Here is a 15944-nt window from a genome sequence, read left to right on the forward strand (position 1 = left end):
GCGGGCGTCCCAAATGCTGATTCGGGAGTCAGCAATTTTTCCCCGCCTCTATTGACTCTCAAATCAGTAGCGACCTACCGTTCGAAACCAGCCAAGCGCAGGCCGCCCTGACGGGGCCGCCGCGTGGTTGCCCGCCGAACCCCAGTCGCCTTTTGAGGAGCACGACCATGGGTCATCCGGTCGCCCACGACATCAGACGCCGCCTCGACACGGAGCGCCGGCACTTCTGGATCGACGGCGCGTGGCGGCCCCCCGCCTGCGGACCCGAGGGACCGCACGCGGCGGTCGCCGATCCCACCGGCCGTGCCGCGGTGGGCTCTGTGCCGGAGGGTACGTCGCAGGACGTGTCCGCAGCGGTGGTGGGAGAGGCGCTCTCCCCCACCCCGGGATCGACGCGGGTTTCCCCGGGCGCCCCGACCTCCGCGGCGCCCCCGCCGCCGGCCGGGACCCCGCCCACGGAGGAATCCCCTTCGCGAAGCCACCGTACGCAGTACCTCCACACCCGACACCAGGATCTTTCCTGCCGCTCGGTCATCCCGCGCAACGTCGGCCCTACGAGAGGACTCCCATGGCCGGACCGCACGACGAACCGACCCGACGGCTGGTCCTGGGCGCCGGAACAGTGGGAGCCGCCGCCATACTGCTGAACGGCTGCAGAGGCGGCCCGTCCCCGTCCTCCTCCCCCGCGGGCGCCCCGGCCGACGTGCCGCGATGGGCCCCCGGACCGGGCGAACCGGCCGGTGCGCGGCGCGGCGGCAAGGTGATCACGGCCTGGTCCAACGAGGCGCAGTCCTACGACCCGGCGATCGGCTGGGACCTGCACAGCTGGGAAGCCATCTCGACGGTGCTGTACGCGCCGCTCTACCAGTTCGCCGGTCAGAACAAGGGTCCGGCCCCGAACGCCGCGGCCGGACTTCCCGAGGTCTCCCACGACGGCAGGGTGTACACCATCCCCCTGCGCCGGGACGTGCGCTTCCACAACGGCCGTGCGGTAACAGCCGGGGACTACATCTACGCCTGGACGCGCCTGATGGACCCCGGGCTCGCGTCCTGGGCGTCGAGTTATCTCTACGGGATCGAAGGCGCCGAGGCGGTCTACCAGCGGAAGGCCCGGAAAATCCGCGGCCTCACCGCACCGGACCCCCACACCCTGCGCGTCCGGCTCACCGAGCCCGACGTGCTCTTCTCCGCCTTGCTGTGCATGCCCTACACCGCGGCCCTCCCCGCCGAGGAAGTCCGGCGTCTCGGCGCCCGGTTCGGCCGCACGCCGGTCGGCAACGGCCCGATGCGCATCACCCGCTACGACAGCAAGAGCCGGCGGGCCGTCTTCAAGCCCTTCGACCAGTATTTCTGGCGCGGCAGTCCACTCATCGATTCTCTGGAATACCGGTGGGGCATCGACTACCCGCTGCAGACGCTCCAGCTCAGCGGCGGCAGGATCGACGTGCTCGGTGAGGGGCTGGTGGCCAGCCAGGCGGCCAAGTTCACCGCCGACGCGTCCATGCGCAAGCGGTTCGTACAGCCCGTCCCCGTACGCGGAACGCAGTGGCTGGCGCTCAACCACAAGCGCAAGGAGCTCCGCGACCCGCGCGTCCGGCAGGCCCTGAACTGGGCGGTCGACCGGGAACAGCTCATGCGGCTCACCTTCGGCCTCGCGGACCCGTGGGGGGCGCCCTTCCCGAAGAGACTCGACCGCTACCGGCGAACGGCGAAGCCCTACACCCACGACCCGGAGCGGGCCCGCGCCCTCATTGAGCAGGCCGGGGTCGGCAAGCTCCGTCTGGATTTCCTGCACGGCACCCAGGATCCCTGGCCGCTGCTCGGGCAGGTCCTCCAGCAGCAGTTCGAGGCAGTGGGTGTGGAGATCAGCCTGAACGCAATGAGCCAGCCCGCCTTCGAGCTGGCCACCTCCAAGGGCGAGGGTGACATCTACGGGTCGCAGATGTACGTCACCCTGAACAGCGCCCTCGAACTCCTCTCCTCTAACTTCACCTCGGACGCTTCCTACAACTACGCCGGTTACGCGAACCGCCATGTGGACACGCTCGCCGTCAAAGCCCGGAAGGCGCCCACCGTGGAGGCCGCCAACTCGGTCCTCGCCGAGATCGAGGACGAACTCGTCCGCGACGCGGCCGGGGTCTTCGTCGGCAGTATGAACTTCCTTGCCGCGCGTGCACCGGAGATTCGCAACTACCAATTGCGCGGCGAGACGGGGACCTACTACGACCGGCTGTGGGTGAAACGATGAGCGCTCTTCCCATTGGCACGCAGCCGCCCGCCCCCACCGGGGCGCGCGCTCCCGGGAGCAACACCCCGGGGCCCGTGACCGGCACGGCCCGCTCCGCCCGGGCCAGGGGCGGCCGGCTGTGGCTCGCCGGGCTGTGCCTGCTCGGTGTGCTGTGCCTGCTGGCGCTGCTCGCCCCGCTGGCCGGATCGCCGTACACGATCCACACCGACAGCCTCACCGCCCACGGCCTGCCCAGCGGGGTCGGCGCGCCCGGCCACCCGCTCGGTACCGACGCGATCGGCCGCGACATGCTCGCCCGTTCGCTCTACGGGCTGCGGGCCACCCTGATCATCGCCCTCGTCGCCAACGTCACCTCCGTCGGCCTGGGCGCCCTGGTGGGGCTCGTCGCCGGCTTCTACCGGGGCTGGATCGAGCAGTGCCTGATGCGCCTCGTCGACGTGTTCCTGTCCATCCCCACCGTGCTGTCCGGCCTGGCGCTGGCGAGCATCGTGGGCCGCGGTACCGCCGGCATCATCATCGTCGTCACAGCCCTGTACTGGGCGTGGACCGCGCGCCTGGTCCACGGGGAGACAGTGCGGTTGCGCAACCGCGGGTACGTCGAGGCCGCCCTCGCCCATGGCGTGAGCCGCCACACCGCCTTGCGCCGCCACGTGCTGCCGCACCTGTCCACCATCCTGCTGAACGTCGCGGCGCTCAACGGCGCGGCCGTTGTGGTCGTCGGAGCCGGACTGTCGTACCTCGGAGCGGGCATCCAGCCGCCCACCCCTGAGCTCGGCAACATGCTCGCGGACGGTACGGACAGCATGACCTACTCCCCGCACACCCTGTTCGTTCCCCTCGTCCTCGTCATCGCGACGGTCCTGACCTTCGTTCTGATCGCCGAAGGGCTCAATCGCCGCAACCCACTCTCGGAGCGACGCTCATGGCTCGACGCATAGGCATACGCATCCTGCTGGGCCTGTTCACCGTCACGGCGGTGGTCCTGCTCACCTTCGTCCTGCAGTACGTCGTCCCCGGTGACCCCGCCCGCAGCATCGCCGGGCCGAAGGCCGGCCCGCAGGTTCTCGCCGAGATCCGCGACCGGCTACGCCTGGACGACCCGCTCTGGTCCCAACTCGGCCACTACCTCTCGTCGGTGGCCACCGGCGACCTGGGCACCTCCTACTCCACCGACCGCCCTGTCCTCTCGCTGATCCTCGAACGGCTCCCGGCCACCGCCGTCCTCGCCGTCGCCGCCCTCGTGGTCGAGCTCGTCCTCGGCGGTCTGTGGGGACTGTGGGAGGCCCTGCGGCCCCGGCGCAGCTGGCTGCTGGCGAGCGTCAACGTCGGCTTGCTGTCGATGCCGGTGTTCTCCCTGGGCTTCCTCCTGCTGCTCCTGTTCGGCTACAAGCTGCCGATCTTCCCGATCGACGGCGGCACCGGCGGGGCACAGATCGTGCTCCCGGCGCTGACGCTCGGCGTCCTGGGAGCTCCCTACTACGCGAACGTCGTCCGGGACAGCACCCGCGAGTCCCTCGCCTCCGCCTATGTGCGCACCGCGGTTGCCAAGGGCCTCAGCCGCCGGCGCATCGTCATCCGCCATGTGCTGCGCAACACCGCGTCCCCGGTGACGACTCTGCTCGGCATGGACGTGGCGGTCTTCCTCTCCGGTGTCGTCTTCGTCGAGACGATCTTCGGCTGGCCAGGTATCGGCCAGATGCAGACACAGGCGTTCGCCGCACTCGACCGTCCGCTGCTCACCGGCACGGTGATCGTCGCCGCGACCCTCGTCGTGGTGGCCAACCTGCTGGTGGACCTCATCAGAACCGCCATCGATCCCCGTGCCGCATCGGAGTCGCTATGACCACCACCTCGGAGTCGACCGCCCTCCGCTGTCTCGGCAGCGACGTCACGATCGACGGACTCGGCGTCGCCTACGACGACTTCCACGCCCTGCGGGACGTCTCACTCCAGGTGCCCGCCGGCACCACCACGGCACTCGTCGGCGAGTCCGGATCCGGCAAGTCGACGCTGGCCCTGGCCGCGGGCCGGATCCTCCCGGCGGGCGCGCGGATCACCGGCGGCTCGGTCCGGGTCGGGGATGTCGAACTGACCGCCCTGAACGGGACGGCGTTGCGCGAGGCGCGGGGCCGCACCGCCGCCTACCTGGCTCAGGACGCGTCCGCGGCTCTCAACCCCGTGATCCGTGTGGGCCGGCAGATCGCGGAGGTCCACCAGGTCCGCAACGGGACGGGGCGCGCCGAATCCGAACTGCTGGCACGCCAGGCCCTGGAGGATGTCGGCATCCAGGACCCCGACCGGGTGGCCCGGCTCTACCCCCACGCGCTCTCCGGCGGTATGCGGCAGCGCGTGATCATCGCGATGGCCCTGGCCTTCCACCCTCAACTGCTCATCGCCGACGAGCCGACGACCGCGCTGGATGTGACGGTGCAGGCCGAGATCCTTGCTCTGGTCAGCCGGCTCCAGCAGGAGTACGGGCTCACAGTCCTCTGGATCACCCACGACATGTCGGTCGTGGCGGAGATCGCCGACCACGTCGCCGTGCTCTACGGTGGCCGGCTGGTGGAGCACACCGATGTACTCACCCTCTTCGAGGGCGCCCGCCACCCGTACACCGAAGCACTGCTCCAGTGCTTCCGCAGCGGCCGCACCGCCGGGTCCAAGGAGCCGTTCACCACGATCTCGGGCAGTCCGCCGGTCGGCGGCACTCCACCCGGCTGTCCCTTCCACCCCCGCTGCCCGCTCGCCGACGCCCGCTGCCGGGTCGACCTCCCCGAGCTGCGCCGGCTGGCCCCGGATCACATCGCGGCCTGTCACCGACTGGAGACCCTCCGATGAAAGGAAACTCGCCGTCAGCGGACGCGCCATTGCTGGAGGCGACCGGCATCACCAAGCGCTACGGCCGCTACACCGCCCTGGACGCCGTGGACCTGCGCATCGAGGCGGGCCGCACGGTCAGCGTCGTCGGGGAGTCGGGCTCGGGGAAGTCCACCCTCGCCCGCGTCATCGTCGGCCTGGAACGCGCGGACAGCGGCACCGTACGCTTCCGCGGCGAGACGGTCCGGGGCCGCCGCGCCCGGCACGCGTTCCGCCGCAGTGTCGGTATGGTCCTCCAGGACCCGTACGAATCGATCGATCCCCGGCTGACGATCGGCGAGGTCGTCGCGGAGCCGCTGCGCGCCCACGGCCTCTACCGCCGGGACGGCGCCGGACGGGTCCGGGAACTGCTGGACTCCGTCGGCATGGAGGGGGTGGATCCCGGCGATCTGCCGCACCGGTTCTCGGGCGGCCAGCGGCAGCGCATCTGCATCGCGCGTGCCCTGGCAACCGACCCCGAACTGGTCATCTGCGACGAGCCCACCTCCGCGCTCGACGTTTCCATCCAGGCGCAGATCCTCAACCTGCTCCTCGACCTCCAACAGCGGCGCGGGCTCTCGTACTTGTTCATCACGCACGACCTCGACGTGGTCCGCCGGATCAGCGACGAGGTCGACGTCCTGCTGCGTGGCACGGTCGTGGAACGGGGCAGCGCGGAGCGGGTCACCAGCCGCCCCGAGCACGAGTACACCCGGCGTCTGCTGGGCGCGGTGCCCGCCATCTCGCCCCGGGAACGGCGCATCGGCAGGCGTCTGGCCGCCGCAGCCCCGGCTGTGACGGACGGTCAGGACCACGCTTCGGTGTGAAGCGGGGCGCCTCGGCGTGAAGCGCGGTGCCTCGGCGCCCACGGACCCCGGGCGCCGTGGCGCCGTGGCGCCGTGGCGCGTCCGCGCGGGCACACACGCCAACCCTGACAACGGACACGCTCCGTAGCAGGAGGGAGAGGCGCGCCCGGTTGTTGAACGTGCTCGTACTGACTGTTGAGTCAATCAGCAATTCTGCGTGTCACCAGGTCTTGTATGCGGGTTCAGGCTGCGCACAGAATCCGACAAACCTGCTGTGAACTGGAGTTGTGTCGATATTCTGGGTGTGCCGCGACGCTCATTATCCTGTCTGGTGAGTCAGGATAATCGACCAACTCCCGCGAAATAACGCAGAATAGCTTGCGGTGCACGACGAGAGCGTGTTACCAAGAGTCATGCCAGCACAAGCCGAAGTCTCCCAGGACGTCTACGACGTCGTCATCGTCGGTGGTGGTCACAATGGGCTCGTCGCCGCCGCCTACCTCGCCCGGGCCGGGCGCTCCGTGCTCGTCCTCGAACGTCTCGACGTCACCGGCGGCGCGGCCGTCTCGACGCGGGCGTTCGCCGGTGTGGACGCGCGCCTGTCCCGCTACTCGTACCTCGTATCGCTTCTGCCGTCGAAGATCGTCGACGACCTCGGGCTGAACTTCGCCGTGCGGAAGCGTTCGGTCTCCTCCTACACGCCCACGGTTCGCGACGGCAGGCCCACCGGACTGTTCGTCGGCGGAGGCAAGGAGCGCACCCGCGCCTCCTTCCGCGCCCTCACCGGATCCGATGCCGACTTCCAGGCGTGGGAGGACTTCTACGCCACGACCGGGAGCGTCGCCCGCAGTATCTTCCCCACGCTCACCGAGCCGCTGCCCACTCGCGCCACCCTGCGCGCCCGGATCGGCGACGAAGCCGCCTGGAACATGCTCTTCGAGCAGCCGCTGGGCGTGACGATCGAGGAGCGCTTCCGGGACGACCTGGTGCGGGGTGTGGTTCTGACCGACGCCCTCATCGGCACGTTCAGCAACGCGCACGACGAGTCACTCGCGCAGAACATCTGCTTCCTGTACCACGTCATCGGCGGGGGCACGGGAGACTGGGACGTCCCGGTCGGAGGCATGGGCGCCTTCACCGACGCACTGGCCCGCGCCGCCCGCGCGGCCGGGGCCGAGATCGTCACCGGTCACGAGGCCCTGCGCATCGATCCGGGAGACCCGGACTCCGTGGTCGCCTACCGCACCGCGGCCGGCGAGGGCAGCGTCGCGGCCCGCAAGGTCCTGGTGAACGCGTCCCCCGAGGCCCTCGCGGAGCTCATCGGCGACGAGGCGGCCGGTGAACGGGCCGAGGGCGCCCAGCTCAAGGTCAACATGCTGCTGCGCCGGCTGCCCCGGCTGCGCGACACCTCCATCGACCCGCGCGAGGCGTTCTCCGGCACGTTCCACATCGCTGAGGGCTACGGGCAGTTGGACGCGGCCTACCGGGAGGCCGCCGCGGGCGCGCTGCCGTCCGCGCCACCCTCGGAGATCTACTGCCATTCGCTCACCGACCCGACCATCCTGGCCCCGGAACTGGTCGAGCGCGGCTATCAGACACTGACGATGTTCGGGCTCCACGCGCCCGCGAACCTGTTCGCCGAGGACAACGACGCGACGAGGGAGGCCCTGCTCAAGGGCGCCCTCGCGGAGCTCGACGCGGTGCTGGACGAGCCGATAGCCGACTGCCTGGCGCTGGACGGTGAGGGCAGGCCATGTGTCGAGGCCAAGAGCCCCCTGGACCTGGAGCGCGAGCTGCGGCTGCCCCGGGGGAACATCTTCCACCGGTCGCTGGCCTTCCCGTTCGTCGACGAGTCCAGGAGCACCGGCCGCTGGGGCGTCGAGACCGCGCACAAGAACGTGCTGCTCTGCGGCGCAGGCGCCGTGCGAGGCGGCGGTGTGAGCGGGATCCCCGGGCACAACGCGGCCATGGCCGTGCTGGAGCAGTGAGCCGGCCCTGACACTGGGGGTGGCATGCGGGGAGCCGCCCGCAGCCCGGTCCTTGTCCGGACGGCTTTTCCCCCTCCCCCGTCCCCGTCGTACGCACCGCCTGTGAGCGACAGGACGTGCACTTCGCGCAGCCGGGAGTGTCCCGGCTGCGAGCCCGACCCGTCGAGGAGGACTGATGGCCCTCGCGCTGCGATGCGCCCGGCTGATCGATGTCGAAGCAGGTGAAGTGCTGCCTGCCCGGACCGTCATGGTGGAAGGGGAGCGCATCGCCGCGGTGCAGCCCGCCGCGGCTCCGGTCCCCGAGGGCGTGGAGGTCGTCGACCTGGGAGAGGCCACGCTCAGTCCCGGCCTGGTCGACCTGCACACCCATCTGATCGGCATCTCCGCCTGCGGTGACCCCGCGCAGGAGATCAAGCAGACCGCCGCACAGCAGGCGTTCGCTTCGATCAGCCATGCGCGCGACACCCTGCTGGCCGGATTCACCACGGTCCGTGATCTCGGCGCCTACCGGGCATTCGTCGACACGGCCTTGCGGGACGCCATCGACAACGGCACCGTCCTCGGCCCCCGCATGGCCGTCGCCGGCGCCTACGTCACCGTCTCCACCGGCGGCGGAATGATCACGGGACTCGCCCACGACGTCCAGCTGCCCAGGGAGTTCCGCTTCGGCTCCGTGCGCGGCGTGGACGACACCCGCGAGCGGGTCCGGGAGATCCTGCACGGCGGCGCCGACGTGATCAAGCTGATCGGTACCGGCGCTGTCATGGCCGCCGGCACCGCCCCCGGTGCCCCCGAGCTCACGGAGGCGCAGATGCGGGCCGCGGTCGAAGAGGCGTCCTACTACGGCGCGTACGTCGCCGTCCACGCGCACGGGACCGAGGGCATCAAAATGGCGGTCCGGGCCGGTGTCCGCTCCATCGAGCACGGCTGTTACCTCGACGACGAGGGCATCGAGCTCATGCTCCAGCACGGCACGTATCTCTCCGCGGACATCTGGTGGAGCGACTGGCTCGCGGAGAACGCGGATGCCGCGGGCTTCGACGAGGAGACCCAGGCCAAGAACGACCACGCCACCGGCGCACAGCGCGAGGCATTCGCCAAGGCGGTGCGCGCCGGGGTGAGGATCGGCTTCGGTACCGACGCCGGAGCTTTCCCGCACGGCATGCAGGCCCGTCAGCTCGCCACCATGTGCGAGTACGGGATGACGCCGATGGGGGCGCTGCGCGCGGCGACGCTCACCAGTGCCGAGTGCATGGGCCGGGAGGACCGTATCGGCTCGATCGCGCCGGGCAAGTACGCCGACCTCATCGCCGTCCCCGGTACGTCCGGCGACGTGTCGGCGTTCACGGACGTCCGCTTCGTCATGAAGGGCGGACAGGTCGTCAAGAACGAGCTGACGGAAGGGCACTGAGCTCAGCCGGGCCGGGTCCGCCGCGGATTGCTCCGTGGCGGACCCGGCCCGCGTCGGTGCGGACGGACTCCTACGGTTGGCGCGGTCCCGGCGCATCCTGGGGCCCCTCGTGGCGGAGGGCCGTGCGAGGCTCGGGGAGCGCGAGAGGATCTGCGAACGGTGGCGGGGCCGGGCGGTCGGCGGAGACCACGAGGTACATCGCCACCAGGATCAGCATGCCGCCGGTGATCGTCCGGCCCGCCAGGGAGGCCCCGGTAAGCAGGCTGAAGACGGCCACGAACAGCGGTTCGCAGGCCAGGACGACCGCCGCGCCGGCGGCGCTGACACGGGACTGCGCCCAGGTCTGCACCCCGTACATGCCGAGCGTCGCCAGCAGTGTGGAATAGGAGAGCCATCCCCAGCCCGCCGCGGTGTCCGGCAGGTCGATCCCCGCGGGCACCGCCCAGCAGGCGGCGATCACCCCGGTACCGAGGATCTGCAGAGTGGCCAGGCCGTAGACCTTGTCGGGCGTGGAGTACTCCGACAGCAGCGCGACCTGGACCGAGTACGACAGTGCGGCGGCCAGGGTCAGCCAGCTGCCGAGGCTCAGCGCGACCCCGTTGAAGGAGATCACGGCCAGGCCCGCGGTCGCGGCGACCACACCGGCCCACACTCCCTTCGTCACCTTCGTCCTGAACAGGATCCGCGACACCAGCGGCGTCAGGACCACGAAGAGCGAGACGAGGAATCCGGACTGGGACGCCGGAATGAAGTGCTGACCCTCGACCTGGAGGAGGGTGCCGGAGGCCAGGAAGAGGGCGAGACCCAGTCCGGCCAGTGTGTGGCGGCGGCCGAGCGAACCGAGCGCGCGGGGGCGTACGGCGACCATGATCAGGCCTGCGAGCAGGAAGCGGACGGCGACCAGGCTCGGCGTCTTCATCTCGGGCAGCAGCCATGCCGTTGCCAGATAGCTCCAGCCCCAGACGGCGGTGGCGCAGGTCAGGGCGACGATGGCGATGCGCCGCCCTGAGCCTGCACGGCCGCTGCGTACGTCTGTCTGCTGAGTGGTGGTCACGGTGTCCCCCCTCTGCCCGGGTACGACGGCGCTCTGGGCGCCGACGGGCCCACCGTAGCCTAGATATTGACTGATTCATCAGTCAATAAGTGGCCGATGGCCGAGCCGTCCGACATCTCAGGACAGGTCTTCCCAGGAAGTCCGGGTCCGGTCCGCTCAGCGCCTCAGGAGGCGGCGGACTGACGCGACTTGGCAGCGCGCGCCGCCAGGTCCGCAGGGGCGATGCCGAGCTGCCCGGCGACGTGCTCGCGGACCCACCGCGCGGCCTCCGCCTTGTCCAGGACGCCGCGACGGGCGACGAGCTGCACCGCGAGCCCGTCCAGGAAGAGGGTGATCCGCCAGGCCGTGTGCCGCGCGTCGGTGCACCGGAACTCACCGCTGTCCATGCCCTCCTGGACCAGACGGCTGATGGAGGACTTCCATTCGTCGTCCATCGTGCGCATCACGTCGTGGAGCCCCGTGTCCCGCATGCCGGCCGACCAGCCGTCGATCCACAGCCGCCATCCGGCTACCTGTCCCGTCGGCGCGTACAGCCGCAGCAGCGCCTTCATGCGCGTCACGGCGGGCGCGGAGCGGGCGACAGCGGCGCGCAGGGCCGTCATCTCCCGCTGTGCCGCATGGGAGAAGGCTTCCTCGACCAGCGCTTCCTTCGTCGCGAAGTGATAGTGGAGCAGGCCGCTGCTCACACCGAGCGCAGCCGCGACATCCGCGACGCGCGTCGCCGCGATGCCGCGCTGCTTGATCTGCTCCACCGTCGCGTCGAGGATTTCCTCTCGCCGCAGGACAACTTGTTTGCGCACCACGGGGACACCATACCGGTCTTCCTGACTGGCGTGTCAGGAAGGGGATACCCGCCCGCCGGGAGCGGTCGGCCACTCAGCGCGCGCCGGGCACGCGCGGTACGTGGGCGGCGAGCCGGAAGCGCTCGGGAACCGCCCCGTCCCCGGTCACCAGACCGGTGGTGAGTTCGCCGATGAGCGGGGCGAATTTCGCCCCGTGCCCGGAGCAGGGTGAGCAGACGACGAACGGCCCGGCCCGGTCCAGCAGGAAGTCCTCGCTCGGCGTGAAGGTGAACAGGCAGCTGGTCTCGGTCCGGGGGGTGGCTCGCAGCCCCGGCAGCCATCGTTCGACGTAGTCGACGACCCGCGCCCGGGACTCCGGGGTGATCACGCCGTCCCGGTTGGCGGCTGTCGTCTTCCGGCCGCTGTAGTGCTCGCCGATCTTGCGGTCGTCGGCCGGGCCGCCGTCCCGTCCGCCCGCCAGGTGGTAGATCCCCGCACCCTGTTCATGAAGCACGCTGGGCCAGGCCGGCGAGGCCGGATCCCACCGCGGGAAGTGAAAAGTGTCCTGCTGGGTGACGGTCAGCGGTGGCAGCTCGACGTGCCCCGCGAGCAGCTCCGCGGTCCACCCTCCGGCGGCGACGACCACATGACGGGCGAGGACCGTGTCACCGTCGGCCAGGTGGGCCAGGGCCCCACCCTCCGTCCTCTCCAGCGATGTCACGGCGGTGCCGTGGCGGACGACCGCGCCCCGCCGTACGGAGCCGTCCATGAACGCGGCCACCGCCGAGGCGGCATCGATGGTGCCGCCCTGTGCGTGGTGGACGACCGGACCCTGGAAGCGCATGCCCGGCCAGCGGCGTTCCGCCTCGTCCGCGCCGAGTATCTCGTGCTTCACGCCCGCGGCGGCGAGCCGGGCGGCGACCGACGCGGCGTACGGGCGCGTCCCGAAGTCCACGCTGCCGAGCATCCGCAGCAGTGACGTGCCGGAGTCCAGCTCCAGTTCCCGCCAGAGCTCGAACGACCGCCCGGTCAACTCCGTGTACAGCGCGTCCTCGTAGCCGCGCCGTACGATGCGGGAGCTGCCGTGCGAGCTGCCCAGGGCGTGCCCGGGGCCGAACTGCTCCAGCAGGACCACCGACAGCCCGCGGCGTGAGGCGGCCCAGGCCGTGGCGGCGCCCATCAGGCCACCGCCGATCACGAGGAGTTCAGCGCGGGTCGCCATGGCCGGCTCCCTCCGTGTGCGCCGCGGCGGGCTCGCCCGGCCGGCCGAAGCAGGCCCCGATCCCACCCGTGCTGCGATCGGCCACGCCCGGGGCGGCCTCCCGCGGGGTGGCGCCGTACTTCTCGGCGTCGGTGAGCATGTCGGCGGTCAGCCGTCCCATGGCGTCACGGGAGGTGGAGGCGGAGTCACTCGGGGGGCTCGCTGTCATGGCTTCCGTCCAGTTCGGGCACACGTCGCAGACGGTGTGCTTTCAGGGGCTGCGCGGCCGGTGTCGTCTTCCTGCGACCGGTACGGGAGCCGCGCGCAGGATCCGGCCGGCCGGAAAGGGTTCAGGTCATCCAGTTGACCGGGTGTTCCCGGTCGGTCAGCGCGGGACGGTCGAGCCGGAACGTGGTGTAGGGCTCGGTCTTCACGAGCGACGCGTCCCGCACCAGCGCGGACAGCAACCGGCCGAGGGTCGGCGCGAACTTGAAGGCGTGCGCCGCACCGAGGCCGACCAGTACCCGTTCCGCACCCGGCACCAGCCCGAGGACGAAGTCGCGGTCGGGTGTCAGGGTGTACAGACAGCGCTTGGACCGGATCGCCCGACCGCTCCGGGGAAACCGTCGGCCCATGAAACGGGACAGCCGGTCGAGCATCTCGGGGTCAGTAGCCCCCGAGCGCCGGTCCGGACGGACCTCGGGGCCCCCGCAGTCCTGTCCGGCCTTGACGGTGGCCTCGCCGTAGGCCGGAAAGCCGTAGAAGCAGGGGTCATCAAGCCAGATCCAGACGGGGAAGACCTCCGGTGCGAAGCGGGAGGGGTCCGCCGGCTCGAAGTAGGTGACCTGCTCCTCGAGCGTCGTGAGAGGGATGTCCCAACCCAGCGGCCGCAGCAGGCTGTTGGCCCATGCATCCGTGCACAGGACGACCTTTCCGGCGGAGTAGCGCGCCTGCTCCGTGACGACCTCCACTCCATGCGCGCGGTGCCGGATGCCGGTGACCGGGGCGTTGTCGCGCAGCTGGGCACCGGCCGCCACGGCCAGCTGCTGCATGGCCGCCGTGGAGCGCGCGGCCGGGACGATGGAGGTGCGTTCCTGGTACATCGCCGTCGTACCGTCGGGAACAGAGATCTGGGGCCAGCGGCTGCGCACCTCGTCCGCGTCCAGGAGCTCGTAGGGGATCCCCTCGGCTGAGAGGCTGCGCCAGTAGTCGTCGAGCGGGATCCGCGAGTTCTCGGGGCAGAGGTCGACTCCGCCGGTCCGCGTGACCAACTGCCGGCCGGATGCCTCTTCCAGGCGGGCCCAGTCCTCGTACGCGTCCCTGGTCAGCCGTACGTAGTCGGGGCGGTGGTAACTGTGCCGCAGGATGCGGGAGGTGTCGTGGGACGCCCCGCGGTCATGGCCGAACTCGAACTGCTCCAGTCCGAGCACTCGGTGCCCGGCAGCGGCGAGCTGCCAGGCGGTGGCGGAGCCGAGTCCTCCCAGACCGACGACGATGACGTCGAACGATTCGGTCCCTGTGCTCACATTCATGGATGGGCCTCTCGCGACGGAACTCGCGTCGCGCATCCCCTGCGTGCGGCCGGGGAGGCAGCGGCGACGGAAGAGCTCGGGGACCACTCTCAGGTGGTCGGATCGACACCCGGCGGGCCGGCGGAACGGCCGGCGAGGGGGGGGCAATACTGAATGACGATGCAGTAGTGGATTCCTACCTGTCAAGAGCCGGAGCCGGCGCTTCCAGTGCGGGTGCCGGATTGTCGCGGGCACGGACATGCTCGTACGGGCACCGTCCGTACGGGGCGACCTGCCCGGTCTCGGCGTCCGTGACGTCCGGCCGGCCGGCCGCGCTCCAGCGCGGCCGGCGCAGCGGCCCATCCCGCGATCCGCAGCGTCCAGCCCCTGCCCCCCTGGTCGTTACCTACCGGTCAAGGGCGATGGTCACACCTTCGACCCGGTCCGCAGGGGCGCGGAGAATCTCCTAACGCCGCGGGCCGACGCCCCTGCGGCTTCGGCTCACGCCCGAGAGCAGGCGGGCCGACCGTCCGGCTGCCTCGTTCCGGCGTAGACCCAACGCGCCTGCACCGATTCCACTGACTGACGTGCCAGTCAGTAAAGTCGCTCCGGAAGCATTGACAAAGCCCCGCCGGCCGCCGCAGGCTACCGGCGACGGCGACTCCACGGCTGTCAGTAAACGAGCCGGCCACAAACGGTCTCCACAGCCAGGCCGCACCTACCGCCGGGTACGGCGTCGAATCCGCACCCAGCCGGGCGCCGGCCGACCCACGGCCCCACGCCTGCCCTCGATCCCGCCCCACCCTTCCGGCGTACGCCGCGGGGTCCGTCCGGTACGGGTGTGAGGACGGGCCCACTCGCCGCGCGCTCCCGGCACGAGGACTCGAACCGACCAACGAGAAAGGCCGCGCACATGGCACAAGAGGTACGAGGCGTGATCGCCCGGGCGAAGGGCGAGCCCGTCCGGCTGGAGACGATCGTGGTACCGGACCCGGGCCCCGGCGAGGCCGTGGTGAAGATCCGGTCCTGCGGGGTCTGCCACACCGACCTGCATTACCGCGAGGGCGGTATCAACGACGAGTTCCCCTTCCTCCTCGGGCACGAGGCGGCCGGCACGGTCGAGTCCGTGGGCGAGGGCGTGACGGAGGTCGCCCCCGGGGACTTCGTGGTGCTCAACTGGCGGGCCGTTTGCGGCATGTGCCGCGCCTGTCTCCGCGGCCGCCCCTGGTACTGCTTCGACACCCGCAATGCGAAACAGCCCATGACCCTCACGGACGGCACCGTGGTGTCTCCGGCCCTCGGCATCGGCGCCTTCGCCGAGAAGACCCTGGTAGCAGCCGGTCAGTGCACCAAGGTCGCCCCCTCCGCGTCCGCAGCCGCGGCCGGTCTGCTCGGCTGCGGCGTGATGGCCGGCATCGGCGCCGCCATCAACACCGGCGACGTCGGCCGCGGCGACTCGGTCGCCGTGATCGGCTGCGGCGGTGTCGGCATGGCGGCCGTCGTCGGCTCGGTGCTGGCCGGCGGGGGGCGTGTCATCGCCGTCGACATCGACGACCGCAAGCTGGAGGCCGCGCGCGGGCTCGGTGCCACCCACACGGTCAACTCCCGCTCACAGGACGCGGTGGAGGCGATCCGTGCCCTCACCGGTGGACACGGCGCCGACGTCGTCATCGAGGCCGTCGGCCGCCCGGAGACGTACGAGCAGGCTTTCTACGCCCGCGACCTGGCCGGCACCGTGGTCCTTGTCGGGGTCCCGACCCCCGCGATGCGCATCGATCTGCCGCTCCTGGACGTGTTCGGGCGCGGCGGGGCCCTGAAGTCGTCCTGGTACGGCGACTGCCTGCCGTCCCGCGACTTCCCGATGCTGATCGACCTCTACCAGCAGGGGCGACTGGACCTGGACGCTTTCGTCACCGAGACCATCGAGCTGGACGGCGTCGAGGAGGCTTTCGCCCGGATGCACGAGGGCGACGTGCTCCGCTCGGTGGTGCTGCTGTGACCGGGGTGCGCGCGGGGAACAGGAAGACGTCCTCGTCGGGCTCCTGACGCCGCATGCCTCAAACCGTCCTCGCTTTTTGCAGGTGTCT

The 15944-nt window shown here is 70.8% G+C and carries 13 protein-coding genes; 8 read left to right on the top strand and 5 right to left on the bottom strand.

What is annotated here, in order from left to right; genetic code table 11:
* Positions 1-568: 568 nt before the first annotated feature.
* The 7 genes from OG285_RS01030 (at position 569) to OG285_RS01060 (ending at position 9309) form a co-directional block, all read left to right on the top strand.
* The gene (locus tag OG285_RS01030) at positions 569-2248 is read left to right on the top strand and encodes an ABC transporter substrate-binding protein (RefSeq protein ID WP_371789834.1); all 1680 of its coding nucleotides are present in this window, start codon (positions 569-571) and stop codon (positions 2246-2248) included.
* The gene (locus OG285_RS01035; RefSeq protein WP_371789835.1) at positions 2245-3186 is read left to right on the top strand and encodes an ABC transporter permease; all 942 of its coding nucleotides are present in this window, start codon (positions 2245-2247) and stop codon (positions 3184-3186) included. Before OG285_RS01030 ends, OG285_RS01035 begins: the two co-directional genes overlap by 4 nt.
* Positions 3171-4091 (top strand): ABC transporter permease, encoded by a 921-nt coding sequence (locus OG285_RS01040; protein WP_356835468.1) that lies wholly within the window; start codon positions 3171-3173, stop codon positions 4089-4091. The genes OG285_RS01035 and OG285_RS01040 overlap by 16 nt, the downstream gene beginning before the upstream one ends.
* Positions 4088-5086, top strand: coding sequence for an ABC transporter ATP-binding protein (locus OG285_RS01045; protein WP_371789836.1), 999 nt, complete (start codon positions 4088-4090; stop codon positions 5084-5086). Before OG285_RS01040 ends, OG285_RS01045 begins: the two co-directional genes overlap by 4 nt.
* Positions 5083-5931: an ABC transporter ATP-binding protein gene (locus tag OG285_RS01050; protein ID WP_371789837.1), complete on the top strand. Its 849-nt coding sequence runs from the start codon at positions 5083-5085 to the stop codon at positions 5929-5931. The genes OG285_RS01045 and OG285_RS01050 overlap by 4 nt, the downstream gene beginning before the upstream one ends.
* A gap of 392 nt (positions 5932-6323) precedes the next feature.
* A complete protein-coding gene (locus OG285_RS01055; RefSeq protein WP_371789838.1) occupies positions 6324-7898 on the top strand; it encodes a phytoene desaturase family protein in 1575 nt (524 codons plus the stop codon).
* A 175-nt stretch (positions 7899-8073) separates the two neighbouring features.
* A complete protein-coding gene (locus tag OG285_RS01060; protein WP_356835460.1) occupies positions 8074-9309 on the top strand; it encodes an amidohydrolase family protein in 1236 nt (411 codons plus the stop codon).
* 70 nt (positions 9310-9379) lie between these two features.
* On the opposite strand, the gene OG285_RS01065 is transcribed toward OG285_RS01060, so the two are convergent.
* The 5 genes from OG285_RS01065 to solA all read right to left on the bottom strand — a co-directional run bounded on the left by OG285_RS01065 (position 9380) and on the right by solA (position 13878).
* Entirely contained in the window at positions 9380-10363 is a 984-nt protein-coding gene (locus OG285_RS01065; RefSeq protein ID WP_371789839.1) for a DMT family transporter, read from the bottom strand.
* 164 nt (positions 10364-10527) lie between these two features.
* Positions 10528-11166 (bottom strand): TetR/AcrR family transcriptional regulator, encoded by a 639-nt coding sequence (locus tag OG285_RS01070; protein WP_371789840.1) that lies wholly within the window; start codon positions 11164-11166, stop codon positions 10528-10530.
* A gap of 73 nt (positions 11167-11239) precedes the next feature.
* Complete coding sequence (locus tag OG285_RS01075; RefSeq protein ID WP_371789841.1) at positions 11240-12367, bottom strand: FAD-dependent oxidoreductase; 1128 nt, start codon at positions 12365-12367, stop codon at positions 11240-11242.
* Complete coding sequence (locus OG285_RS01080; RefSeq protein ID WP_356835452.1) at positions 12351-12575, bottom strand: hypothetical protein; 225 nt, start codon at positions 12573-12575, stop codon at positions 12351-12353. The genes OG285_RS01075 and OG285_RS01080 overlap by 17 nt, the downstream gene beginning before the upstream one ends.
* A 121-nt stretch (positions 12576-12696) precedes the next feature.
* The gene (gene solA / locus OG285_RS01085) at positions 12697-13878 is read right to left on the bottom strand and encodes an N-methyl-L-tryptophan oxidase (protein ID WP_371789842.1); all 1182 of its coding nucleotides are present in this window, start codon (positions 13876-13878) and stop codon (positions 12697-12699) included.
* Between the two features lie 892 nt (positions 13879-14770).
* On the opposite strand from solA, the gene OG285_RS01090 reads away from it, so the two are divergent.
* The gene (locus OG285_RS01090; RefSeq protein WP_356835448.1) at positions 14771-15856 is read left to right on the top strand and encodes an S-(hydroxymethyl)mycothiol dehydrogenase; all 1086 of its coding nucleotides are present in this window, start codon (positions 14771-14773) and stop codon (positions 15854-15856) included.
* Positions 15857-15944: the final 88 nt, after the last annotated feature.

This window comes from Streptomyces sp. NBC_01471 (assembly GCF_041438865.1).
Classification (GTDB): Bacteria; Actinomycetota; Actinomycetes; order Streptomycetales; family Streptomycetaceae; genus Streptomyces.

Coding starts and splice junctions, on each gene's coding strand:
- solA (WP_371789842.1), bottom strand. CDS start 13,878: ATGAATGTGAGCACAGGGACCGAATCGTTCGACGTCATCGTCGTCGGT.
- OG285_RS01050 (WP_371789837.1), top strand. CDS start 5,083: ATGAAAGGAAACTCGCCGTCAGCGGACGCGCCATTGCTGGAGGCGACC.
- OG285_RS01090 (WP_356835448.1), top strand. CDS start 14,771: ATGGCACAAGAGGTACGAGGCGTGATCGCCCGGGCGAAGGGCGAGCCC.
- OG285_RS01080 (WP_356835452.1), bottom strand. CDS start 12,575: ATGACAGCGAGCCCCCCGAGTGACTCCGCCTCCACCTCCCGTGACGCC.
- OG285_RS01045 (WP_371789836.1), top strand. CDS start 4,088: ATGACCACCACCTCGGAGTCGACCGCCCTCCGCTGTCTCGGCAGCGAC.
- OG285_RS01075 (WP_371789841.1), bottom strand. CDS start 12,367: ATGGCGACCCGCGCTGAACTCCTCGTGATCGGCGGTGGCCTGATGGGC.
- OG285_RS01040 (WP_356835468.1), top strand. CDS start 3,171: ATGGCTCGACGCATAGGCATACGCATCCTGCTGGGCCTGTTCACCGTC.
- OG285_RS01060 (WP_356835460.1), top strand. CDS start 8,074: ATGGCCCTCGCGCTGCGATGCGCCCGGCTGATCGATGTCGAAGCAGGT.
- OG285_RS01055 (WP_371789838.1), top strand. CDS start 6,324: ATGCCAGCACAAGCCGAAGTCTCCCAGGACGTCTACGACGTCGTCATC.
- OG285_RS01035 (WP_371789835.1), top strand. CDS start 2,245: ATGAGCGCTCTTCCCATTGGCACGCAGCCGCCCGCCCCCACCGGGGCG.
- OG285_RS01030 (WP_371789834.1), top strand. CDS start 569: ATGGCCGGACCGCACGACGAACCGACCCGACGGCTGGTCCTGGGCGCC.